The sequence below is a fragment of the Pseudomonas ogarae genome (genome assembly GCF_014268695.2).
Taxonomy (GTDB): domain Bacteria; phylum Pseudomonadota; class Gammaproteobacteria; order Pseudomonadales; family Pseudomonadaceae; genus Aquipseudomonas; species Aquipseudomonas kilonensis.
In genome coordinates this window covers 6064117-6086111 of sequence record NZ_CP077086.1, presented here as the reverse complement: position 1 = coordinate 6086111, position 21995 = coordinate 6064117, and the positions used below count along the sequence as shown (strand labels likewise).

At 56.0% G+C, this 21995-nt stretch carries 26 protein-coding genes; all 26 read left to right on the top strand.

The window, feature by feature from the left end:
- The first annotated feature begins 187 nt into the window (after positions 1 to 187).
- The 26 genes from rpoB (at position 188) to rpmD (ending at position 21992) form a co-directional block, all read left to right on the top strand.
- A complete protein-coding gene (gene rpoB, locus HU749_RS26925; RefSeq protein ID WP_013694338.1) occupies positions 188 to 4261 on the top strand; it encodes a DNA-directed RNA polymerase subunit beta in 4074 nt (1357 codons plus the stop codon).
- Between the two features lie 64 nt (positions 4262 to 4325).
- Entirely contained in the window at positions 4326 to 8525 is a 4200-nt protein-coding gene (gene rpoC, locus HU749_RS26920; protein ID WP_003206095.1) for a DNA-directed RNA polymerase subunit beta', read from the top strand.
- A 216-nt stretch (positions 8526 to 8741) separates the two neighbouring features.
- Positions 8742 to 9113 (top strand): 30S ribosomal protein S12, encoded by a 372-nt coding sequence (rpsL, locus tag HU749_RS26915; protein ID WP_003186084.1) that lies wholly within the window; start codon positions 8742 to 8744, stop codon positions 9111 to 9113.
- Positions 9114 to 9215: 102 nt separating this feature from the next.
- Positions 9216 to 9686, top strand: coding sequence for a 30S ribosomal protein S7 (rpsG, locus tag HU749_RS26910; RefSeq protein WP_003186074.1), 471 nt, complete (start codon positions 9216 to 9218; stop codon positions 9684 to 9686).
- Positions 9687 to 9716: 30 nt separating this feature from the next.
- Entirely contained in the window at positions 9717 to 11822 is a 2106-nt protein-coding gene (gene fusA, locus HU749_RS26905; protein WP_014340475.1) for an elongation factor G, read from the top strand.
- A 30-nt stretch (positions 11823 to 11852) separates the two neighbouring features.
- The gene (gene tuf, locus HU749_RS26900) at positions 11853 to 13046 is read left to right on the top strand and encodes an elongation factor Tu (protein WP_003186071.1); all 1194 of its coding nucleotides are present in this window, start codon (positions 11853 to 11855) and stop codon (positions 13044 to 13046) included.
- Positions 13047 to 13202: 156 nt separating this feature from the next.
- Complete coding sequence (gene rpsJ, locus HU749_RS26895; RefSeq protein ID WP_003186070.1) at positions 13203 to 13514, top strand: 30S ribosomal protein S10; 312 nt, start codon at positions 13203 to 13205, stop codon at positions 13512 to 13514.
- Between the two features lie 80 nt (positions 13515 to 13594).
- The gene (gene rplC / locus HU749_RS26890; protein WP_003186059.1) at positions 13595 to 14230 is read left to right on the top strand and encodes a 50S ribosomal protein L3; all 636 of its coding nucleotides are present in this window, start codon (positions 13595 to 13597) and stop codon (positions 14228 to 14230) included.
- A gap of 12 nt (positions 14231 to 14242) precedes the next feature.
- Positions 14243 to 14845: a 50S ribosomal protein L4 gene (gene rplD, locus HU749_RS26885; RefSeq protein ID WP_186652299.1), complete on the top strand. Its 603-nt coding sequence runs from the start codon at positions 14243 to 14245 to the stop codon at positions 14843 to 14845.
- Complete coding sequence (gene rplW, locus HU749_RS26880; protein ID WP_002555488.1) at positions 14842 to 15141, top strand: 50S ribosomal protein L23; 300 nt, start codon at positions 14842 to 14844, stop codon at positions 15139 to 15141. The genes rplD and rplW overlap by 4 nt, the downstream gene beginning before the upstream one ends.
- Before the next feature lie 14 nt (positions 15142 to 15155).
- The gene (rplB, locus tag HU749_RS26875) at positions 15156 to 15980 is read left to right on the top strand and encodes a 50S ribosomal protein L2 (protein WP_003186055.1); all 825 of its coding nucleotides are present in this window, start codon (positions 15156 to 15158) and stop codon (positions 15978 to 15980) included.
- 16 nt (positions 15981 to 15996) lie between these two features.
- A complete protein-coding gene (gene rpsS, locus HU749_RS26870; RefSeq protein ID WP_002555486.1) occupies positions 15997 to 16272 on the top strand; it encodes a 30S ribosomal protein S19 in 276 nt (91 codons plus the stop codon).
- Positions 16273 to 16283: 11 nt separating this feature from the next.
- Positions 16284 to 16616, top strand: coding sequence for a 50S ribosomal protein L22 (gene rplV / locus HU749_RS26865; protein WP_003103908.1), 333 nt, complete (start codon positions 16284 to 16286; stop codon positions 16614 to 16616).
- Positions 16617 to 16629: 13 nt separating this feature from the next.
- Complete coding sequence (gene rpsC, locus HU749_RS26860; RefSeq protein ID WP_003176422.1) at positions 16630 to 17316, top strand: 30S ribosomal protein S3; 687 nt, start codon at positions 16630 to 16632, stop codon at positions 17314 to 17316.
- Between the two features lie 12 nt (positions 17317 to 17328).
- On the top strand, positions 17329 to 17742 hold the full coding sequence (gene rplP, locus HU749_RS26855; RefSeq protein WP_003186052.1) for a 50S ribosomal protein L16: 414 nt from the start codon (positions 17329 to 17331) through the stop codon (positions 17740 to 17742).
- On the top strand, positions 17742 to 17933 hold the full coding sequence (gene rpmC / locus HU749_RS26850) for a 50S ribosomal protein L29 (protein WP_002555481.1): 192 nt from the start codon (positions 17742 to 17744) through the stop codon (positions 17931 to 17933). The genes rplP and rpmC overlap by 1 nt, the downstream gene beginning before the upstream one ends.
- A 2-nt stretch (positions 17934 to 17935) precedes the next feature.
- Complete coding sequence (rpsQ, locus tag HU749_RS26845) at positions 17936 to 18202, top strand: 30S ribosomal protein S17 (protein ID WP_003176419.1); 267 nt, start codon at positions 17936 to 17938, stop codon at positions 18200 to 18202.
- Positions 18203 to 18225: 23 nt separating this feature from the next.
- Complete coding sequence (gene rplN, locus HU749_RS26840; protein ID WP_002555479.1) at positions 18226 to 18594, top strand: 50S ribosomal protein L14; 369 nt, start codon at positions 18226 to 18228, stop codon at positions 18592 to 18594.
- A gap of 11 nt (positions 18595 to 18605) precedes the next feature.
- Positions 18606 to 18920: a 50S ribosomal protein L24 gene (rplX, locus tag HU749_RS26835; RefSeq protein ID WP_007896770.1), complete on the top strand. Its 315-nt coding sequence runs from the start codon at positions 18606 to 18608 to the stop codon at positions 18918 to 18920.
- Between the two features lie 20 nt (positions 18921 to 18940).
- The gene (gene rplE / locus HU749_RS26830; RefSeq protein ID WP_003186044.1) at positions 18941 to 19480 is read left to right on the top strand and encodes a 50S ribosomal protein L5; all 540 of its coding nucleotides are present in this window, start codon (positions 18941 to 18943) and stop codon (positions 19478 to 19480) included.
- A 13-nt stretch (positions 19481 to 19493) separates the two neighbouring features.
- Complete coding sequence (rpsN, locus tag HU749_RS26825) at positions 19494 to 19799, top strand: 30S ribosomal protein S14 (RefSeq protein WP_003186042.1); 306 nt, start codon at positions 19494 to 19496, stop codon at positions 19797 to 19799.
- A 210-nt stretch (positions 19800 to 20009) separates the two neighbouring features.
- Positions 20010 to 20402: a 30S ribosomal protein S8 gene (gene rpsH, locus HU749_RS26820; protein WP_003186040.1), complete on the top strand. Its 393-nt coding sequence runs from the start codon at positions 20010 to 20012 to the stop codon at positions 20400 to 20402.
- A 12-nt stretch (positions 20403 to 20414) separates the two neighbouring features.
- Positions 20415 to 20948: a 50S ribosomal protein L6 gene (gene rplF, locus HU749_RS26815; RefSeq protein ID WP_003186039.1), complete on the top strand. Its 534-nt coding sequence runs from the start codon at positions 20415 to 20417 to the stop codon at positions 20946 to 20948.
- 10 nt (positions 20949 to 20958) lie between these two features.
- Entirely contained in the window at positions 20959 to 21309 is a 351-nt protein-coding gene (rplR, locus tag HU749_RS26810) for a 50S ribosomal protein L18 (RefSeq protein WP_003186037.1), read from the top strand.
- Positions 21310 to 21312: 3 nt separating this feature from the next.
- On the top strand, positions 21313 to 21813 hold the full coding sequence (rpsE, locus tag HU749_RS26805; RefSeq protein ID WP_003186035.1) for a 30S ribosomal protein S5: 501 nt from the start codon (positions 21313 to 21315) through the stop codon (positions 21811 to 21813).
- A gap of 2 nt (positions 21814 to 21815) precedes the next feature.
- Positions 21816 to 21992: a 50S ribosomal protein L30 gene (gene rpmD, locus HU749_RS26800; protein ID WP_003186033.1), complete on the top strand. Its 177-nt coding sequence runs from the start codon at positions 21816 to 21818 to the stop codon at positions 21990 to 21992.
- Positions 21993 to 21995: the final 3 nt, after the last annotated feature.

Genomic DNA, 21995 nt, shown 5'->3' with positions numbered 1-21995 from the left:
GCGACAGGCTGATGGCTGGTGGCTCTTGCCACCGGCCTTTTTCCGTTATTGGCAGCCGACTGGGTCGGTGCTGATCACGAGCTGTAACCACCCGATGTGGTGGCGCAAACCATGGGGTTTGCACGATTTTCTGGCTGCTCCCGTCGGGAGGGGCCAAACAAGCAGGTGACCAAGCTGGGGAACGCTGATGGCTTACTCATATACTGAGAAAAAACGTATCCGCAAGGACTTTAGCAAGTTGCCGGACGTCATGGATGTGCCGTACCTCCTGGCCATCCAGCTGGATTCGTATCGTGAATTCTTGCAAGCGGGAGCGACTAAAGATCAGTTCCGCGACGTGGGCCTGCATGCGGCCTTCAAATCCGTTTTCCCGATCATCAGCTACTCCGGCAATGCTGCGCTGGAGTACGTCGGTTATCGCCTGGGCGAACCGGCATTTGATGTCAAAGAATGCGTATTGCGCGGTGTTACTTACGCCGTACCTTTGCGGGTAAAAGTGCGCCTGATCATTTTCGACAAAGAATCGTCGAACAAAGCGATCAAGGACATCAAAGAGCAAGAAGTCTACATGGGTGAAATCCCCCTGATGACTGAGAACGGTACCTTCGTAATCAACGGTACCGAGCGTGTAATCGTTTCCCAGCTGCACCGTTCTCCGGGCGTGTTCTTCGACCACGACCGTGGCAAGACGCACAGCTCCGGCAAACTGCTTTACTCCGCGCGCATCATTCCTTACCGCGGTTCGTGGTTGGACTTCGAGTTCGACCCGAAAGACTGCGTATTCGTGCGTATCGACCGTCGTCGCAAGCTGCCTGCATCGGTACTGCTGCGCGCGCTCGGCTATACCACCGAAGAAGTGCTGGACGCGTTCTACACCACCAACGTTTTCCATGTGCAAGGTGAAAACCTCAGCCTGGAACTGGTGCCACAGCGCCTGCGCGGTGAAATCGCTGTCCTCGATATCCAGGATGACAAAGGCAAGGTTATTGTCGAGCAGGGTCGTCGTATCACCGCTCGCCACATCAACCAGCTGGAAAAAGCCGGGATCAAAGAGCTGCAGGTGCCTCTGGACTACGTCCTGGGTCGCACCACGGCCAAGGTCATCGTGCATCCGGCCACCGGCGAAATCCTGGCAGAGTGCAACACCGAGCTGAACACCGAGATCCTGGCGAAAATCGCCAAGGCCCAGGTCGTTCGCATCGAGACGCTGTACACCAACGACATCGACTGCGGTCCGTTCATCTCCGACACGCTGAAGATCGACTCCACCGGCAACCAACTGGAAGCCCTGGTCGAGATCTATCGCATGATGCGTCCTGGCGAGCCGCCAACCAAGGATGCCGCCGAGACCCTGTTCAACAACCTGTTCTTCAGCCCTGAGCGCTATGACCTGTCTGCGGTCGGCCGGATGAAGTTCAACCGTCGTATCGGTCGTACCGAGATCGAAGGTTCGGGTGTACTGAACAAGGACGACATCGTTGCGGTCCTCAAGACCTTGGTCGACATCCGTAACGGCAAGGGCATCGTCGATGACATCGACCACCTGGGTAACCGTCGTGTTCGCTGTGTAGGCGAGATGGCCGAGAACCAGTTCCGTGTTGGCCTGGTGCGCGTAGAGCGTGCGGTCAAGGAACGTCTGTCGATGGCTGAAAGCGAAGGCCTGATGCCGCAAGACCTGATCAACGCCAAGCCTGTGGCTGCGGCGGTGAAGGAGTTCTTCGGTTCGAGCCAGCTGTCCCAGTTCATGGACCAGAACAACCCGCTGTCCGAGATCACCCACAAGCGTCGCGTCTCCGCACTCGGCCCGGGCGGTCTGACCCGTGAGCGTGCAGGCTTCGAAGTTCGTGACGTACACCCGACGCACTACGGTCGTGTATGCCCGATCGAAACGCCGGAAGGTCCGAACATCGGTCTGATCAACTCCCTGGCTGCCTATGCGCGCACCAACCAGTACGGCTTCCTCGAGAGCCCGTACCGTGTGGTGAAAGACGCCCTGGTGACCGACGAGATCGTGTTCCTGTCCGCCATCGAAGAAGCTGATCACGTGATCGCTCAGGCTTCGGCCACGATGAACGACAAGAAGGTCCTGGTCGACGAGCTGGTAGCTGTTCGTCACTTGAACGAGTTCACCGTCAAGGCGCCGGAAGACGTCACCTTGATGGACGTGTCGCCGAAGCAGGTAGTTTCGGTTGCAGCGTCGCTGATCCCGTTCCTCGAGCACGACGACGCCAACCGTGCGTTGATGGGTTCGAACATGCAGCGTCAAGCTGTACCCACCCTGCGTGCCGACAAGCCGCTGGTAGGTACCGGCATGGAGCGTAACGTTGCCCGTGACTCCGGCGTTTGCGTCGTGGCTCGTCGTGGTGGCGTGATCGACTCCGTCGACGCCAGCCGTATCGTGGTTCGTGTTGCCGATGACGAAGTTGAAACTGGCGAAGCCGGTGTCGACATCTACAACCTGACCAAATACACCCGCTCCAACCAGAACACCTGCATCAACCAGCGTCCGCTGGTGAGCAAGGGTGATCGGGTTCAGCGCAGCGACATCATGGCCGACGGTCCGTCCACCGATATGGGTGAGCTGGCGCTGGGTCAGAACATGCGCATCGCGTTCATGGCATGGAACGGCTTCAACTTCGAAGACTCCATCTGCCTGTCCGAGCGTGTGGTTCAGGAAGACCGCTTCACCACGATCCACATCCAGGAACTGACCTGTGTGGCTCGTGACACCAAGCTTGGCCCAGAGGAAATCACTGCGGACATCCCGAACGTGGGTGAAGCTGCACTGAACAAGCTGGACGAAGCCGGTATCGTTTACGTAGGTGCTGAAGTAGGCGCAGGCGACATTCTGGTGGGCAAGGTCACTCCGAAAGGCGAGACCCAGCTGACTCCGGAAGAAAAACTGCTGCGTGCCATCTTCGGTGAAAAAGCCAGCGACGTTAAAGACACCTCCCTGCGCGTGCCTACCGGCACCAAGGGTACCGTCATCGACGTACAAGTCTTCACTCGCGACGGTGTTGAGCGTGATGCTCGTGCACTGTCCATCGAGAAGACTCAACTCGACGAGATCCGCAAGGACCTGAACGAAGAGTTCCGTATCGTCGAAGGCGCAACTTTCGAGCGTCTGCGCTCCGCTCTGGTCGGCCACAAAGCCGAAGGCGGCGCCGGCCTGAAGAAAGGTCAGGAAATCACCGACGAAGTTCTCGACGGTCTTGAGCATGGCCAGTGGTTCAAACTGCGCATGGCTGAAGATGCTCTGAACGAGCAGCTCGAGAAGGCCCAGGCCTATATCGTTGATCGCCGCCGTCTGCTGGACGACAAGTTCGAAGACAAGAAGCGCAAACTGCAGCAGGGCGATGACCTGGCTCCAGGCGTGCTGAAAATCGTCAAGGTTTACCTGGCAATCCGTCGCCGCATCCAGCCGGGCGACAAGATGGCTGGTCGTCACGGTAACAAGGGTGTGGTCTCCGTGATCATGCCGGTTGAAGACATGCCGCACGATGCCAATGGCACCCCGGTCGATGTGGTCCTCAACCCGTTGGGCGTACCTTCGCGTATGAACGTTGGTCAGATCCTTGAAACCCACCTGGGCCTCGCGGCCAAGGGCTTGGGCGAGAAGATCAACCGTATGATCGAAGAGCAGCGCAAGGTCGCGGACCTGCGTAAGTTCCTGCACGAGATCTACAACGAAATCGGCGGCCGCAACGAAGAGCTGGACACCTTCTCCGACCAGGAAATCCTGGACCTGGCGAAGAACCTGCGCGGCGGCGTTCCAATGGCTACTCCGGTGTTCGACGGTGCCAAGGAAAGCGAAATCAAGGCCATGCTGAAACTGGCGGACCTGCCAGAAAGCGGCCAGATGCAGCTGTTCGACGGCCGTACCGGCAACAAGTTCGAGCGCCCGGTTACCGTTGGCTACATGTACATGCTGAAGCTGAACCACTTGGTAGACGACAAGATGCACGCTCGTTCTACCGGTTCTTACAGCCTGGTTACCCAGCAGCCGCTGGGTGGTAAGGCGCAGTTCGGTGGTCAGCGTTTCGGGGAGATGGAGGTCTGGGCACTGGAAGCGTACGGTGCTGCATACACTCTGCAAGAAATGCTCACAGTGAAGTCGGACGATGTGAACGGCCGGACCAAGATGTACAAAAACATCGTGGACGGCGATCACCGTATGGAGCCGGGCATGCCCGAGTCTTTCAACGTGTTGATCAAGGAAATTCGTTCCCTCGGCATCGATATCGATCTGGAAACCGAATAACACGTGACGCGAATCGAGAGCGGGGCTGTTTTGCCCGCTCTCTGCTCCGCCAGGAGGAAAGGCCTTGAAAGACCTACTGAATTTGCTGAAAAACCAGGGTCAAGTCGAAGAGTTCGACGCCATCCGTATTGGATTGGCCTCGCCTGAGATGATCCGTTCGTGGTCGTTCGGTGAAGTTAAAAAACCGGAAACCATCAACTACCGTACGTTCAAACCTGAGCGTGACGGCCTGTTCTGCGCCAAGATCTTTGGCCCGGTCAAGGATTACGAGTGCCTGTGCGGTAAGTACAAGCGCTTGAAGCACCGTGGTGTGATCTGCGAGAAGTGCGGCGTTGAAGTCGCGCTGGCAAAAGTTCGTCGTGAGCGCATGGCGCACATCGAACTGGCCTCGCCAGTTGCCCACATCTGGTTCCTGAAATCGCTGCCGTCCCGTATCGGCCTGCTGATGGACATGACCCTGCGTGATATCGAACGCGTTCTCTACTTCGAGAGCTATGTCGTTATCGATCCAGGCATGACCACCCTTGAAAAAGGTCAGCTGCTCAACGACGAGCAGTACTTCGAAGCGCTGGAAGAGTTCGGCGACGATTTCGATGCCCGCATGGGTGCCGAAGCTGTCCGCGAACTGCTGCACGCTATCGACCTGGAGCACGAGATTGGCCGTCTGCGCGAAGAAATTCCGCAAACCAACTCCGAAACCAAGATCAAGAAGCTGTCCAAGCGTCTGAAGTTGATGGAAGCCTTCCAGGGTTCCGGCAACCTGCCAGAGTGGATGGTGCTGACCGTTCTGCCGGTTCTGCCGCCAGACCTGCGTCCACTGGTTCCGCTCGATGGTGGTCGCTTCGCGACTTCCGACCTCAACGATCTGTATCGTCGAGTGATCAACCGTAACAACCGCTTGAAGCGCCTGCTCGATCTGTCCGCTCCGGACATCATCGTGCGCAACGAAAAGCGTATGTTGCAGGAAGCGGTCGATGCACTGCTCGACAACGGTCGTCGTGGCCGCGCTATCACCGGTTCCAACAAGCGTCCTCTGAAATCCCTGGCTGACATGATCAAGGGTAAGCAGGGTCGTTTCCGTCAGAACTTGCTCGGTAAGCGTGTTGACTACTCCGGTCGTTCGGTAATTACCGTAGGCCCGACCCTGCGTCTGCACCAGTGCGGTCTGCCTAAGAAAATGGCTCTGGAGCTGTTCAAGCCGTTCATTTTCGGCAAGCTGGAAATGCGTGGTCTCGCGACTACCATCAAAGCCGCCAAGAAGATGGTCGAGCGCGAGCTGCCAGAGGTCTGGGACGTTCTCGCCGAAGTGATTCGCGAACACCCGGTTCTGCTCAACCGTGCACCGACCCTTCACCGTCTGGGTATCCAGGCGTTTGAACCGGTACTGATCGAAGGTAAGGCTATCCAGCTGCACCCGTTGGTCTGTGCTGCGTACAACGCCGACTTCGACGGCGACCAAATGGCCGTGCACGTACCGCTGACACTGGAAGCCCAGTTGGAAGCGCGTGCGTTGATGATGTCGACCAACAACATCCTGTCGCCAGCCAACGGTGAGCCGATCATCGTTCCGTCGCAGGACGTTGTATTGGGTCTGTACTACATGACGCGTGAAGCGATCAACGCCAAGGGCGAAGGTCGTGTATTCGCGGATCTGCAGGAAGTTGACCGTGTGTTCCGTGCTGGCGAAGCCGCACTGCACGCCAAGGTCAAGGTGCGGATCAACGAAACCGTGAACGATCGTGATGGTGGCAGCGTCAAGAACACCCGTATCGTCGACACCACTGTTGGCCGTGCGCTGTTGTTCCAGGTCGTTCCACCGGGCCTGTCGTACGACGTCGTCAACCAGCCGATGAAGAAAAAGGCGATCTCCAAGCTGATCAACCAGTGCTACCGCGTGGTTGGTCTGAAAGAGACCGTGATCTTCGCTGACCAGTTGATGTACACCGGTTTTGCCTATTCGACCATTTCCGGCGTTTCCATCGGTGTTAACGACTTCGTTATCCCGGATGAAAAAGCCCGCATCATCGGTGCTGCTACCGAAGAAGTGAAAGAGATCGAAAGTCAGTACGCCTCCGGCCTGGTAACCCAGGGCGAGAAGTACAACAAGGTGATCGACCTCTGGTCCAAGGCGAACGACGAAGTATCCAAGGCGATGATGGCCAACCTCTCGAAAGAGAAAGTCATCGACCGCCATGGCAACGAAGTCGACCAGGAATCCTTCAACTCGATGTACATGATGGCCGACTCGGGCGCACGGGGTTCTGCTGCGCAGATCCGTCAGCTCGCCGGTATGCGTGGCCTGATGGCCAAGCCGGACGGCTCCATCATCGAGACCCCGATTACCGCGAACTTCCGTGAAGGCCTGAGCGTACTCCAGTACTTCATCTCCACTCACGGTGCTCGTAAGGGTCTTGCGGATACCGCGTTGAAAACCGCGAACTCCGGTTACCTGACTCGTCGTCTGGTGGACGTTGCCCAGGATCTGGTCGTGACCGAGATCGATTGCGGCACCGAACATGGCCTGGTAATGACTCCGCACATTGAAGGCGGTGACGTTGTAGAGCCGTTGGGTGAGCGCGTATTGGGTCGTGTCATCGCCCGTGACGTATTCAAGCCGGGTACCGAGGACGTAATCGTTCCTGCGGGCACCCTGGTTGACGAGAAGTGGGTTGAGTTCATCGAGCTCAACAGCATCGACGAAGTGATCGTACGTTCGCCGATCAGCTGCGAAACTCGCTACGGCATCTGCGCCAAGTGCTACGGTCGCGACCTGGCACGTGGTCACCAGGTGAACATCGGTGAAGCGGTCGGCGTTATCGCTGCCCAGTCCATCGGTGAGCCGGGTACCCAGCTGACGATGCGTACGTTCCACATCGGTGGTGCGGCAAGCCGGACCTCCGCGGCCGACAGCGTTCAGGTGAAGAATGGCGGTACCGTCCGTCTGCACAACCTGAAGCACGTTGAGCGAGTGGATGGTCACCTGGTGGCTGTATCGCGTTCCGGTGAGCTGGCTATCGCTGACGACTTCGGTCGCGAGCGCGAGCGCTACAAGCTGCCGTACGGTGCTGTGATTTCGGTCAAGGAAGGTGACAAGGTCGACGCTGGCGCCATCGTGGCCAAGTGGGACCCGCACACTCACCCGATCGTTACCGAAATGAAAGGTACCGTGACCTACGTGGGCATGGAAGAAGGCATCACGATCAAGCGTCAGACCGACGAATTGACCGGTATGACCAACATTGAAGTACTCGATGCGAAAGATCGTCCAGCTGCCGGCAAGGACATCCGTCCTGCTGTGAAGATGGTCGACGACAACGGCAAGGATCTGTTGCTGCCAGGCACTGACGTAATCGCTCAGTACTTCCTGCCAGCCAACGCCCTGGTCGGTGTTGCGGACGGTGCGCGGATCGCGATCGGTGATGTTATCGCCCGTATCCCGCAGGAAACTTCGAAAACTCGCGACATCACCGGTGGTCTGCCGCGTGTTGCCGACTTGTTCGAAGCCCGTCGTCCGAAAGAAGCCTCGATTCTGGCTGAAGTCAGCGGCACCATCGCGTTCGGTAAAGAGACCAAGGGCAAGCGCCGCCTGGTCATTACACCGAACGACGGTAGCGATCCGTATGAAGAGCTGATTCCGAAGTGGCGTCACCTGAACGTCTTCGAAGGCGAACAGGTAAACCGCGGCGAAGTTATCTCGGACGGTCCGAGCGATCCACACGACATCCTGCGTCTGCTGGGTGTGAGTGCGCTGGCCAAGTACATCGTGAACGAGATCCAGGACGTTTACCGTCTGCAAGGCGTGAAGATCAACGACAAGCACATCGAGACCATCCTGCGTCAGATGCTGCGTAAGGTCGAGATCGCTGAATCCGGCGACTCGAGTTTCATCAAGGGCGACCAGATGGAACTGACTCACGTACTGGTGGAAAACGAGCGCCTGGCGACCGAAGACAAGTTCGTCTCCAAGTTCACTCGCGTGCTGCTGGGTATCACCAAGGCGTCGTTGTCCACCGAATCGTTCATCTCGGCGGCTTCCTTCCAGGAAACCACCCGCGTACTGACCGAAGCGGCGGTAACCGGCAAGCGCGATTACCTGCGCGGCCTGAAAGAAAACGTGGTCGTGGGTCGTCTGATCCCGGCCGGTACCGGTTTGGCCTATCACAGCGAACGCAAGCGTCGCCGTGATGCTGACAAGCCGCTGCGCGTAAGCGCCAGTGAAGTGGAAGCTGCACTGACCGAAGCACTGAACTCGAGTGGTAACTGAGTTCTGCGGTAATTGAGTGCCTGGCCCTGGTCACCCCGTTCGGCGGATCGAGACAAATTGTCGAGATCCGGCGGGCGGGGAGGTCGGGGCCTTGCCTTGACTGGGGACAAGATCCTCTTTAGACTCTTGATCCCCTAAATTTGGCGGGAATTCGTTCCTGCCATTTTGCTTTTCTTGTAAGACAATAGCGTCGCAAGACAACAGTGGAGCTAGTAGATGGCAACTATCAACCAGCTGGTACGTCAGCCGCGTAAGCGTATCGTCGAGAAATCCGACGTGCCTGCGCTGCAGAACTGCCCGCAACGTCGTGGCGTATGCACCCGTGTGTATACCACCACGCCGAAAAAACCTAACTCGGCACTGCGTAAAGTATGCCGTGTGCGTCTGACCAACGGTTTCGAGGTTTCCTCGTACATCGGCGGTGAAGGCCACAACCTGCAAGAACACAGCGTGGTACTGATCCGCGGCGGTCGTGTAAAAGACTTGCCAGGTGTTCGTTACCACACCGTTCGCGGCTCTTTGGATACTTCCGGCGTTAAAGGTCGTAACCAGGGTCGTTCGAAGTACGGTACCAAGCGTCCGAAATAATCGGCCGTTTTGCAGTTTTTAATTTTATTGAGTCGATAAGAGTAAGGTCGGGCACGCATCTGCTGTCCCGGGCTAACCTGAAGACCGTTTGAGGGCTTATCAATGCCAAGACGTCGCGTAGCAGCCAAACGTGAGATTCTGGACGATCCGAAATACGGAAGCCAGATTCTCGCCAAGTTCATGAACCACGTAATGGAAAGCGGCAAGAAAGCCGTTGCCGAGCGTATCGTTTATGGCGCACTGGACAAAGTTAAGGAACGCAAGAACAGCGATCCCCTGGAAATCTTCGAGAAAGCTCTCGACGCCATCGCTCCGCTGGTCGAAGTGAAGTCGCGCCGTGTAGGCGGTGCTACTTACCAGGTTCCGGTCGAAGTTCGTCCGTCCCGTCGTAACGCCCTGGCAATGCGCTGGTTGGTAGACTTCGCCCGCAAGCGCGGCGAGAAGTCCATGGCCCTGCGTTTGGCTGGCGAACTGTTGGACGCTGCTGAAGGTAAAGGTGCTGCAGTTAAGAAGCGTGAAGACGTGCACCGTATGGCTGAAGCCAACAAGGCTTTCTCGCACTACCGCTTCTAATTTTAGCGTCACTCAATTTGCGAGGGCTTTATGGCTCGTACTACACCGATTAACCGCTACCGTAACATCGGTATCGTTGCTCACGTGGATGCTGGTAAAACCACCACCACCGAGCGCGTCCTTTTTTACACCGGCAAAAGTCACAAGATGGGCGAGGTGCATGATGGCGCCGCGACCACCGACTGGATGGTGCAGGAGCAGGAGCGTGGTATTACCATTACTTCTGCTGCCATTACCGCTTTCTGGAAGGGTTCCGAGAAGCAGTACAAGGACGAGCACCGCTTCAACGTCATCGATACCCCGGGCCACGTTGACTTCACCATTGAAGTAGAACGTTCCCTGCGCGTACTCGACGGCGCTGTGGTTGTATTCTGCGGTACCTCGGGCGTTGAGCCTCAGTCGGAAACCGTATGGCGTCAAGCCAACAAATACGGCGTTCCGCGTCTTGTTTATGTGAACAAGATGGACCGTGCTGGTGCCAACTTCCTGCGCGTGATCGGTCAGATCAAGCAGCGTCTGGGCCACACTCCAGTGCCAATCCAGCTGGCTATCGGTTCCGAAGACAACTTCCAGGGTCAGATCGATCTGATCAACATGCAAGCTGTCTACTGGAACGATGCTGACAAGGGCATGGTCCCTGTTCGCAAGGATATTCCTGCTGAATTGCTGGAAGAAGCCGAGAAGTGGCGCGGTAACATGGTTGAGGCTGCGGCCGAAGCCAACGAAGAGCTGATGAACAAGTACCTCGAGGGTGAAGAACTCACCAACGAGGAAATCAAGGCCGCTCTGCGTCAGCGTACTATCGCTGGCGAAATCGTCCTGGCTGTTTGCGGTTCTTCCTTCAAGAACAAGGGTGTTCCCCTGGTTCTCGACGCCGTTATCGACTTCCTGCCTGCGCCGACCGACATTCCTGCCATCAAGGGTACTGACCCGGATGACGAGAGTGTCGAACTGGAGCGTCATGCAGACGACAACGAGCCGTTCTCGGCTCTGGCGTTCAAGATCGCTACCGACCCATTCGTGGGTACCTTGACCTTTGTCCGTGTTTACTCGGGCGTGTTGAACTCCGGCGACGGCGTGATCAACTCTGTAAAAGGCAAGAAAGAGCGCGTAGGCCGTATGGTGCAAATGCACGCAAACGCCCGCGAAGAGATCAAGGAAGTGCGCGCTGGTGACATCGCGGCCTTGATCGGCATGAAGGACGTCACCACTGGTGAAACTTTGTGCAATGGCGACAAGCCAATCATCCTGGTTCGCATGGACTTCCCGGAGCCGGTTATTTCGGTTGCCGTTGAGCCTAAGACCAAGGACGACCAGGAAAAAATGGGTATCGCTCTGGGCAAGCTTGCTCAGGAAGACCCGTCTTTCCGCGTCAAGACTGATGAAGAGACTGGTCAGACGATCATCTCCGGCATGGGCGAGTTGCACCTGGACATCCTGGTTGACCGGATGCGCCGTGAGTTCAACGTCGAAGCCAACATCGGTAAGCCTCAGGTTTCCTATCGTGAGCGCATCACGAAGAACTGTGAAATCGAAGGCAAGTTCGTTCGCCAATCCGGCGGTCGTGGCCAGTTCGGTCACTGCTGGATCCGTTTTGCACCGGCTGACGAAGGTCAGGAAGGTCTGCAATTCGTGAACGAAGTCGTAGGTGGTGTGGTTCCTAAGGAATACATCCCGGCGATCCAGAAGGGTATCGAAGAGCAGATGAAGAACGGCGTTGTTGCCGGCTATCCGCTGATCGGCCTGAAGGCGACTGTGTTTGATGGTTCTTACCACGACGTCGACTCCAACGAGATGGCGTTCAAGGTGGCTGCTTCCATGGCAACCAAGCAACTGGCCCAGAAGGGCGGTGGTGAGTTGCTCGAGCCGATCATGGCAGTAGAAGTCGTTACGCCTGAAGACTACATGGGTGATGTCATGGGCGACCTTAACCGTCGTCGTGGCATGATTCTGGGTATGGAAGATACGGTTTCCGGCAAGGTTATTCGTGCCGAGGTTCCGTTGGGTGAAATGTTCGGTTACGCGACCGACGTTCGTTCCATGTCTCAGGGTCGCGCAAGCTACTCTATGGAATTCAAAAAATACAATACAGCTCCGTCGCATATCGTCGAGACTGTTACCAAAAAGCAAGGCTGATTCAGCCCTTTAGGCAAGGAGTTAATTGTCGTGGCTAAAGAAAAATTTGATCGTTCCCTACCGCACGTCAACGTTGGCACCATTGGTCACGTTGACCACGGTAAAACCACTCTGACTGCTGCTCTGACTCGCGTCTGCTCCGAAGTTTTCGGTTCGGCCGTTGTTGCTTTCGACAAGATCGACAGCGCTCCGGAAGAAAAGGCACGTGGTATCACCATCAACACCGCGCACGTTGAGTACAACTCTTCGATTCGTCACTACGCTCACGTTGACTGCCCAGGTCACGCTGACTATGTGAAGAACATGATCACCGGTGCTGCCCAGATGGACGGCGCGATCCTGGTTTGCTCGGCCGCTGATGGTCCGATGCCGCAAACCCGTGAGCACATCCTGCTGTCCCGTCAGGTAGGCGTTCCGTACATCGTTGTCTTCCTGAACAAGGCTGACATGGTTGACGACGCTGAGCTGCTGGAACTGGTTGAGATGGAAGTGCGCGATCTGCTGAGCACTTATGACTTCCCAGGTGATGACACTCCAATCATCATCGGTTCGGCTCTGATGGCTCTGAACGGCCAAGACGACAACGAAATGGGTACCACCGCTGTCAAGCGTCTGGTAGAAACTCTGGACAGCTACATCCCAGAGCCAGTTCGTGTTATCGACAAGCCGTTCCTGATGCCAATCGAAGACGTATTCTCGATCTCTGGTCGCGGTACTGTTGTGACTGGTCGTATCGAGCGCGGTATCGTCAAGGTTCAGGATCCACTGGAAATCGTAGGTCTGCGTGACACCACCGTCACCACCTGCACCGGTGTTGAAATGTTCCGTAAACTGCTCGACGAAGGTCGTGCTGGCGAGAACTGCGGCGTTCTGCTGCGTGGTACCAAGCGTGACGACGTTGAGCGTGGCCAGGTTCTGGTTAAGCCGGGTTCGGTCAAGCCGCACACCAAGTTCGAAGCTGAAGTGTACGTTCTGAGCAAAGAAGAAGGCGGTCGTCACACTCCGTTCTTCAAAGGCTACCGTCCACAGTTCTACTTCCGGACCACTGACGTGACCGGTAACTGCGAACTGCCGGAAGGCGTTGAAATGGTAATGCCAGGCGACAACATCAAAATGGTTGTCACCCTGATCAAGACCATCGCAATGGAAGACGGTCTGCGTTTCGCTATTCGTGAAGGCGGTCGTACCGTCGGCGCTGGCGTCGTAGCCAAAATCATCGAGTAAGCTCTTTTTGAGTCAGCTTCGATGAGTTGAAAAAGCCCCCGCCCAGCGGGGGCTTTTTTATTGGGTTGACACCTATATGGGGCGTCTATAGAATTGCGCCTCCTTTTAACGGGCGTATTGCGCTCGGTGGGAATAGCAGCCGGAGTCTGAAATCCAATGCAAAATCAGCAAATCCGTATCAGGTTGAAGGCTTTCGACCATCGCCTGATCGACCAATCCACCCAGGAAATCGTGGAAACCGCGAAACGTACTGGTGCTCAAGTGCGTGGTCCAATTCCACTGCCTACCCGTAAAGAGCGGTTCACCGTTCTGGTCTCCCCGCACGTCAACAAAGACGCGCGTGACCAGTACGAGATCCGTACTCATAAGCGCGTTCTGGACATCGTCCAGCCAACGGATAAAACCGTTGATGCACTTATGAAGCTTGATCTTGCGGCCGGTGTGGAAGTGCAGATCAGCCTCGGCTAAGACTCGGTCTTAGTCGTGTAACGCTCTGAAATGGGCGGCCATAGCGGGTGAAAGCCCCGTACACTCATGAGGTTTACAACATGACTATTGGTGTAGTCGGTCGTAAATGCGGTATGACCCGTATTTTCACCGAAGAAGGTGTCTCCATTCCGGTCACGGTCATTGAGATCGAGCCGAATCGCGTCACCCAGTTCAAAACTGAAGAGACCGATGGCTATCGTGCAGTGCAAGTCACTGTCGGCGAGCGTCGTGCTTCGCGTGTAACAGCAGCTCAGGCTGGCCACTTCGCCAAGGCGAACGTTGCCGCTGGTCGTACCGTAATGGAATTCCGCCTTGAAGAAGGCGAGTACCAGGCCGGCGATCTGATCAACGCTGAAATCTTCGCCGCTGGTCAACTGGTTGATGTAACCGGTCAGTCCAAGGGTAAAGGCTTCCAGGGTACGATCAAGCGTTGGAACTTCCGCGGGCAAGATAACACCCACGGTAACTCCGTATCCCACCGCGTTCCAGGCTCTATCGGCCAGTGCCAGACTCCTGGTCGTGTATTCAAGGGCAAAAAAATGTCCGGTCATATGGGCGCTGAGCGCGTGACCGTGCAGTCCCTCGAAGTAGTGCGCGTGGACGCTGAACGCAATCTGTTGTTGGTCAAGGGCGCTGTTCCTGGCGCTACTGGCGGCAACTTGGTTGTACGTCCAGCAGCCAAGGCTCGCGGTTAAGGGGAAGCTGACATGCAATTAAATGTAAATGACGCTCAAGCGATCGAAGTTTCCGAACTGACATTTGGCGGCGAATTCAACGAGACGCTGGTTCACCAAGCAGTCGTGGCCTACATGGCCGGCGGCCGTCAAGGTAGCAAGCAGCAAAAGACCCGTTCCGACGTTTCCGGTGGCGGCAAGCGCCCATGGCGTCAGAAAGGTACTGGCCGTGCTCGTGCCGGTACTATCCGTAGCCCAATCTGGCGTGGCGGCGGTACCACTTTCGCGGCTCGTCCTCAGGATCACTCCCAGAAGCTGAACAAGAAGATGTATCGCGCAGCAATGCGTTCCATCCTTGCTGAGCTGGTGCGTACTGATCGTCTGGTCGTGGTTCAGGACTTCGCTGTTGAAGCACCGAAAACCAAAGATCTGCTGAGCAAGCTGAACGGCATGGGCCTGACTGACGTCCTGATCGTGTCTGACGCTGTTGATCAGAACCTGTACCTGGCTGCTCGCAACCTGCCACACGTCGACGTTCGTGACGTGCAGGGTTCCGATCCGGTCAGTCTGATCGCATACGACAAGGTGTTGATCACCGTGTCGGCCGTGAAGAAATTCGAGGAGCTGCTGGGATGAACCAGGAACGCGTATTTAAAGTTCTGCTTGGCCCGCACGTTTCCGAGAAGGCTACGGTTCTGGCAGACAAGAAAGGCCAGTTCGTTTTCAAGGTTGCGACCGACGCAACCAAGCTGGAAATCAAGAAGGCCGTCGAAAGCCTGTTCAGCGTGAAAGTAGAGCGCGTTACTACCCTGAATGTTCTGGGTAAGAGCAAGCGCACTGCTCGCGGTCTGGGCAAGCGTAATGACTGGAAGAAGGCAGTTATCTCCCTTCAGCCAGGCCAAGATCTCGATTTCAGCAGCAGTGCTGAGTAAGGAAGGGGTGCATCATGGCAATCGTTAAATGCAAACCGACTTCCCCTGGCCGCCGTTTTGTGGTCAAGGTGGTCAACCAGGAGCTGCATAAAGGCGCTCCTCACGCACCGCTGCTCGAGAAAAAATCGAAGTCTGGTGGTCGTAACAACAATGGCCGTATTACCACTCGTCACATCGGTGGTGGTCATAAGCAGCATTATCGTCTGGTCGACTTCCGTCGCAACGACAAGGATGGCATCGCTGCCACCGTCGAGCGTATCGAATACGATCCAAACCGTACTGCTCACATCGCTCTGCTGCTGTACGCAGATGGCGAGCGTCGCTACATCATCGCCCCTAAAGGCGTGAGTGCTGGCGACCAGCTGATCGCAGGTGCCCTGGCACCGATCAAGCCGGGCAACGCTCTGCAGCTGCGTAACATTCCAGTTGGTAGCACCGTACACGGCATCGAATTGAAGCCAGGTAAAGGCGCACAGATCGCTCGTTCCGCTGGTGCTTCGGCTCAGCTGATCGCTCGTGAAGGTGTCTACGTGACCCTGCGTCTGCGTTCTGGTGAGATGCGTAAAGTACTGGCTGAATGCCGTGCGACCCTGGGCGAAGTCTCGAACTCCGAGCACAGCCTGCGTTCGTTGGGTAAAGCTGGTGCCAAGCGCTGGCGTGGCGTTCGCCCAACCGTTCGTGGTGTTGCCATGAACCCGGTTGACCACCCACATGGTGGTGGTGAAGGTCGTACCTCTGGTGGTCGTCATCCGGTATCGCCATGGGGCTTCCCGACTAAGGGCGCGAAGACTCGTGGTAATAAGCGTACCGACAAAATGATCGTCCGTCGTCGCAAGTAAATAGAGGGATACGACAGTGCCACGTTCTCTGAAAAAAGGTCCTTTTATTGATCTTCACCTACTGAAGAAGATCGAAGTGGCGGCGGAAAAGAACGATCGCAAACCAGTTAAGACCTGGTCGCGTCGTTCGATGATCCTGCCACAAATGGTCGGTTTGACCATCGCAGTACACAACGGTCGTCAACACGTCCCAGTTCTCGTTAACGAAGACATGGTCGGCCACAAACTGGGCGAGTTCGCCGGTACCCGCACTTATCGCGGGCACGTGGCAGACAAGAAAGCCAAGCGTTAAGGGGTTAGGAAATGGAAGTAGCCGCTAAGTTGTCGGGCGCTCGAATCTCCGCCCAGAAAGCCCGCTTGGTCGCCGACCAGATCCGCGGGAAGAAGGTGGGCGAAGCGCTCAACCTGTTGGCTTTCAGCAGTAAGAAAGCCGCCGAGATCATGAAGAAAGTGCTGGAGTCGGCCGTAGCCAACGCCGAGCATAACGAAGGCGCAGACGTTGATGACCTGAAGGTCAGCACCGTTTTCGTCAACGAAGGGCGTTCGCTGAAGCGCATCATGCCACGTGCCAAAGGCCGTGCTGATCGCATCGTCAAGCGGTCTTGCCATATCACTGTCAAGGTTGCTGACAAGTAACGGAGTCGAAGAGATGGGTCAGAAAGTACATCCCATTGGCATTCGCCTGGGAATCGTCAAGGAGCACACCTCCGTCTGGTACGCAGACGGTCGGACTTATGCGGACTACTTGTTCGCTGATCTGAAGGTGCGTGAGTATCTCCAAGACAAACTAAAAAGCGCGTCCGTAAGCCGTATCGATATCCATCGTCCGGCGCAGACTGCACGTATCACCATCCACACCGCTCGTCCAGGTATCGTTATCGGGAAGAAAGGTGAAGATGTTGAGAAACTGCGTCAGGACCTGACCAAGCAAATGGGTGTGCCTGTGCACATCAATATCGAAGAGATCCGCAAGCCGGAGCTCGACGGTATGCTGGTTGCGCAGAGCGTAGCTCAGCAGCTGGAGCGTCGCGTAATGTTCCGTCGCGCTATGAAGCGCGCTGTACAGAACGCAATGCGCATTGGTGCCAAAGGCATCAAAATCCAAGTGAGCGGTCGTCTCGGCGGTGCTGAAATCGCACGTACTGAATGGTATCGCGAAGGTCGTGTGCCACTGCACACCCTGCGTGCCGACATCGACTATGCCAACTACGAAGCTCACACCACTTACGGTGTGATCGGTGTAAAGGTTTGGATCTTCAAAGGCGAAGTAATTGGTGGTCGCCAAGAAGAACTGAAACCACAAGCACCAGCGCCTCGTAAAAAAGCTGCTAAGTAAGGGGTACGCCAAATGTTGCAACCAAAGCGTACGAAGTTCCGCAAGCAGATGACCGGCCACAACCGTGGCCTGGCATTGCGCGGTAGCAAAGTCAGCTTCGGCGAGTTCGCGCTGAAGTCTGTTGCTCGTGGTCGTCTCACCGCTCGTCAGATCGAGTCAGCGCGTCGTGCTCTGACCCGTCACGTAAAACGTGGCGGCAAGATCTGGATCCGTGTATTCCCGGACAAGCCTGTCACCAAGAAGCCACTCGAAGTTCGGATGGGTAAAGGTAAGGGTAACGTGGAGTACTGGGTTGCCCAGATTCAGCCAGGTAAAGTCCTGTATGAAATCGAGGGTGTTTCTGAAGAGCTGGCGCGTGAGGCTTTCGCCCTGGCTGCTGCAAAGCTGCCGCTCGCCACCTCCTTTGTTAAACGGACGGTGATGTGATGAAAGCGAATGAACTTCGTGAAAAATCAGCACAGCAGCTGAACGAGCAACTGCTCGGCCTGCTGCGCGACCAGTTCAATCTGCGTATGCAGAAAGCAACTGGCCAGTTGGGGCAGTCTCATCTGCTCTCGCAAGTTAAGCGTGACATCGCTCGCGTGAAAACTGTGCTCAACCAGCAGGCAGGTAAGTAATCATGGCTGAAGCCGAAAAAACTGTCCGTACGCTGACTGGCCGTGTTGTCAGCGACAAGATGGACAAAACCATCACCGTTCTGATCGAGCGTCGCGTTAAGCACCCGATCTACGGTAAATACGTTAAGCGTTCGACTAAGCTGCACGCGCACGACGAAACCAATCAGTGCCACATCGGCGACAAAGTCACTATTCGTGAAACTCGTCCTTTGGCCAAGACCAAGTCTTGGGCGCTGGTTGATGTTCTCGAACGCGCTGTGGAAGTCTAAGGACTAGGGGTCGGAGAAATTATATGATTCAGACTCAATCCATGCTCGATGTGGCCGATAACAGCGGCGCTCGCCGCGTTATGTGCATCAAGGTGCTGGGTGGCTCCCATCGTCGTTACGCTGGTATCGGTGACATCATCAAGGTTACCGTCAAGGAAGCAATTCCTCGCGGTAAAGTGAAAAAAGGCCAAGTGATGACTGCTGTTGTAGTCCGCACTCGTCACGGCGTTCGCCGTGCAGATGGCTCCATTATCCGCTTTGATGGCAACGCTGCTGTTCTGTTGAACAACAAGCAAGAGCCGATCGGCACCCGTATCTTTGGGCCAGTGACCCGTGAACTTCGTACTGAGAAGTTCATGAAGATCGTCTCGCTCGCCCCAGAAGTGCTGTAAGGAGATCCGACATGCAAAAGATTCGTCGTGACGACGAGATCATCGTGATCGCCGGCAAAGACAAAGGTAAGCGCGGTAAGGTGCTTAAGGTTCTCGCTGATGACCGTCTGGTTGTTGGTGGTCTGAACCTGGTCAAGCGCCATACCAAGCCAAACCCGATGTCGGGCGTACAAGGCGGTATCGTCGAGAAAGAAGCGCCACTGCACGCTTCCAACGTCGCCATCTTCAACGGCGAAACCAACAAGGCTGACCGCGTTGGTTTCAAAGTAGAAGACGGTAAGAAAATTCGTGTCTTCAAGTCGACCCAAAAAGCGGTTGATGCTTGAACACTGCTAGGTAGAAGACCATGGCACGACTAAAAGAGATTTACCGGAAGGAAATCGCACCGAAACTTAAGGAAGAGCTTAAGCTTTCGAACGTGATGGAAGTTCCGCGCGTTACCAAAATCACCCTGAACATGGGTCTGGGCGAAGCGATCGGCGACAAAAAAGTCATCGAGCACGCTGTTGCCGACCTGGAAAAGATCACCGGTCAGAAAGTCGTTGTGACTTACGCTCGGAAATCCATCGCTGGCTTTAAAGTCCGTGAAGGTTGGCCGATCGGCGTCAAAGTGACCCTGCGCCGTGAGCGTATGTACGAGTTCCTGGATCGTCTGCTGTCGATCTCCCTGCCTCGGGTTCGCGACTTCCGCGGCCTGAATGCCAAGTCCTTCGATGGTCGTGGCAACTACAGCATGGGCGTTAAAGAGCAGATCATTTTCCCGGAAATCGATTACGACAAGATCGATGCTCTCCGCGGTCTGGACATTACCCTGACCACCACTGCTCGGACGGATGACGAAGGTCGCGCACTGCTGCGCGCTTTCAAATTCCCGTTCCGCAACTGATTGGAGTAGGAAAATGGCCAAGAAGAGCATGAAGAACCGTGAGCTGAAGCGTCAGCTCACCGTTGCCAAGTACGCCACCAAGCGTGCAGCGCTGAAAGCTATCATCGTTGATCTGAACGCAAGTCCAGAAGCGCGTTGGGAAGCTACCGTAGCCCTGCAGAAGCAGCCACGTGATGCAAGCGCCTCGCGCATGCGTAACCGCTGCCGCCTGACTGGTCGTCCGCACGGCGTGTACCGCAAGTTCGGCCTCGGCCGTAACATGCTGCGTCAAGCTGCAATGCGTGGTGACGTTCCAGGTCTGGTTAAAGCCAGCTGGTAAGCACTGTCAAAGTCGCGGCGTTCGGGATCGCAAGATCCTGACCGCCGGTGGCCTTGAACTTGAATCAAGCCCCTTTTGGGGCTTGATTCATTTGTGGGGTGTGTCTAGAATACCCGGCTCGCCTGAGCCCGTGTTTTTATTGCGCGGATGCGCTCGGCGACACGTACTAGTCGAAAGGCTAATTTTTTGTGTATTAGGAGCGTCTAGCCCATGAGTATGCAGGACCCGTTAGCGGACATGCTAACTCGTATCCGTAATGCCCAGATGGCTGAAAAGTCCGTCGTAAGCATGCCATCTTCTACGTTGAAGGTAGCTGTTGCCAAAGTCCTGAAGGACGAAGGTTACATTGCGGGTTATCAGATCAGCAGCGAAATCAAGCCTCTGCTGTCCATCGAGCTGAAGTACTTCGAAGGCCGTCCGGTCATCGAGGAAGTGAAGCGCGTTAGCCGTCCAGGCCTGCGTCAGTACAAGTCCGTCGATGATCTGCCAAAAGTTCGTGGCGGTCTCGGTGTGTCTATCGTCTCCACCAACAAAGGTGTGATGACGGATCGTGCTGCGCGCGCTGCCGGTGTCGGCGGCGAAGTTCTTTGCACTGTGTTCTAAGGGGGGATAAGCATGTCACGCGTCGCTAAGAACCCCGTTAAGCTGCCAGCCGGTGTCGAAGTCAAATTCGCAGGCCAACAGCTTTCGGTGAAGGGTGCCAAGGGCACTCTGCAACTGAACATCCATTCGTCCGTTGAGATTGTTGAAGAAGCTGGTGAGCTGCGTTTCGCTGCTCGCAATGGCGATCAACAGACTCGCGCAATGGCTGGTACCACTCGTGCGTTGGTAAACAACATGGTCCAAGGCGTAAGCCAAGGCTTCGAGCGCAAGCTCCAGCTGGTCGGTGTTGGTTACAAAGCGCAAGCAAAAGGCACAGTGCTGAACCTGGCTCTTGGCTTCTCGCACCCAGTGGATTATGAACTGCCGGAAGGCATCACCGCTGAGACTCCTAGCCAGACCGATATCCTGATCAAGGGCATCGACAAGCAGCTGGTAGGTCAAGTGGCCGCCGAGATCCGCGACTTCCGTCCACCAGAGCCGTACAAAGGCAAAGGTGTGCGCTACGCGGACGAAGTCGTCCGTCGTAAAGAAGCCAAGAAGAAGTAGGGCATAGCAAATGACCGACAAAAAAGTTACTCGACTGCGTCGCGCTCGCAAAGCACGCCTGAAAATGCACGAACTCGAAGTCGTGCGTCTCTGCGTGTTCCGCTCGTCGCAGCACATCTACGCCCAGGTCATTTCGGCCGACGGCAACAAAGTCCTGGCAAGTGCCTCGACTTTGGATAAAGAACTGCGTGATGGCGCCACTGGCAACATCGACGCGGCCACTAAGGTTGGCCAGCTGGTCGCTACGCGTGCTAAAGCCGCTGGCGTCTCGCAGGTGGCTTTCGACCGCTCTGGCTTCAAGTACCACGGCCGCGTCAAGGCGCTGGCTGATGCTGCTCGTGAAGCTGGGCTGGAGTTCTAAGTTATGTCAAATAACGACCAAAAGCGCGACGAAGGCTACATCGAGAAGCTGGTTCAAGTTAACCGCGTAGCCAAAACCGTTAAAGGCGGCCGTATCTTCACTTTCACTGCGTTGACCGTAGTGGGTGATGGTAAGGGCCGTGTTGGCTTCGGCCGTGGCAAGTCGCGTGAAGTGCCTGCTGCGATCCAGAAGGCAATGGAAGCTGCTCGCCGCAACATGATCCAGGTTGATCTGAACGGCACCACTCTGCAGTACGCAATGAAGTCTGCCCATGGCGCTTCGAAGGTGTACATGCAGCCTGCTTCTGAAGGTACCGGTATCATCGCTGGCGGCGCTATGCGTGCTGTCCTCGAAGTTGCTGGCGTTCAGAACGTTCTGGCCAAGTGCTACGGCTCGACTAACCCGGTAAACGTGGTTCACGCCACTTTCAAGGGTTTGAAAGCAATGCAGTCTCCTGAATCCATTGCCGCCAAGCGTGGCAAAAGCGTCAAGGAGATCTTCTGATCATGGCTACCGTAAAAGTTACGCTGATCAAAAGCATGACCGGCCGCATCCCTAACCACAAACTGTGCGTTAAGGGTCTGGGTCTGCGTCGCATCGGTCACACTGTAGAAGTCCTGGATACTCCCGAGAATCGCGGGATGATCAACAAGGCTTACTACATGCTGCGTGTCGAGGGTTAATCG

Bases quoted from the DNA above. Each gene is read 5' to 3' on its own strand.
- rpsH (WP_003186040.1), top strand. From the start codon at position 20,010: ATGAGTATGCAGGACCCGTTAGCGGACATGCTAACTCGTATCCGTAAT.
- rpsG (WP_003186074.1), top strand. From the start codon at position 9,216: ATGCCAAGACGTCGCGTAGCAGCCAAACGTGAGATTCTGGACGATCCG.
- rplP (WP_003186052.1), top strand. From the start codon at position 17,329: ATGTTGCAACCAAAGCGTACGAAGTTCCGCAAGCAGATGACCGGCCAC.
- rplW (WP_002555488.1), top strand. From the start codon at position 14,842: ATGAACCAGGAACGCGTATTTAAAGTTCTGCTTGGCCCGCACGTTTCC.
- rplB (WP_003186055.1), top strand. From the start codon at position 15,156: ATGGCAATCGTTAAATGCAAACCGACTTCCCCTGGCCGCCGTTTTGTG.
- rpsQ (WP_003176419.1), top strand. From the start codon at position 17,936: ATGGCTGAAGCCGAAAAAACTGTCCGTACGCTGACTGGCCGTGTTGTC.
- rpsC (WP_003176422.1), top strand. From the start codon at position 16,630: ATGGGTCAGAAAGTACATCCCATTGGCATTCGCCTGGGAATCGTCAAG.
- rpoB (WP_013694338.1), top strand. From the start codon at position 188: ATGGCTTACTCATATACTGAGAAAAAACGTATCCGCAAGGACTTTAGC.
- rplV (WP_003103908.1), top strand. From the start codon at position 16,284: ATGGAAGTAGCCGCTAAGTTGTCGGGCGCTCGAATCTCCGCCCAGAAA.
- rplC (WP_003186059.1), top strand. From the start codon at position 13,595: ATGACTATTGGTGTAGTCGGTCGTAAATGCGGTATGACCCGTATTTTC.
- rpmD (WP_003186033.1), top strand. From the start codon at position 21,816: ATGGCTACCGTAAAAGTTACGCTGATCAAAAGCATGACCGGCCGCATC.
- rpsJ (WP_003186070.1), top strand. From the start codon at position 13,203: ATGCAAAATCAGCAAATCCGTATCAGGTTGAAGGCTTTCGACCATCGC.
- rpsN (WP_003186042.1), top strand. From the start codon at position 19,494: ATGGCCAAGAAGAGCATGAAGAACCGTGAGCTGAAGCGTCAGCTCACC.
- rpsE (WP_003186035.1), top strand. From the start codon at position 21,313: ATGTCAAATAACGACCAAAAGCGCGACGAAGGCTACATCGAGAAGCTG.
- rplD (WP_186652299.1), top strand. From the start codon at position 14,243: ATGCAATTAAATGTAAATGACGCTCAAGCGATCGAAGTTTCCGAACTG.
- rplF (WP_003186039.1), top strand. From the start codon at position 20,415: ATGTCACGCGTCGCTAAGAACCCCGTTAAGCTGCCAGCCGGTGTCGAA.
- rplR (WP_003186037.1), top strand. From the start codon at position 20,959: ATGACCGACAAAAAAGTTACTCGACTGCGTCGCGCTCGCAAAGCACGC.
- rplN (WP_002555479.1), top strand. From the start codon at position 18,226: ATGATTCAGACTCAATCCATGCTCGATGTGGCCGATAACAGCGGCGCT.
- rpmC (WP_002555481.1), top strand. From the start codon at position 17,742: ATGAAAGCGAATGAACTTCGTGAAAAATCAGCACAGCAGCTGAACGAG.
- rplX (WP_007896770.1), top strand. From the start codon at position 18,606: ATGCAAAAGATTCGTCGTGACGACGAGATCATCGTGATCGCCGGCAAA.
- fusA (WP_014340475.1), top strand. From the start codon at position 9,717: ATGGCTCGTACTACACCGATTAACCGCTACCGTAACATCGGTATCGTT.
- rplE (WP_003186044.1), top strand. From the start codon at position 18,941: ATGGCACGACTAAAAGAGATTTACCGGAAGGAAATCGCACCGAAACTT.
- rpsL (WP_003186084.1), top strand. From the start codon at position 8,742: ATGGCAACTATCAACCAGCTGGTACGTCAGCCGCGTAAGCGTATCGTC.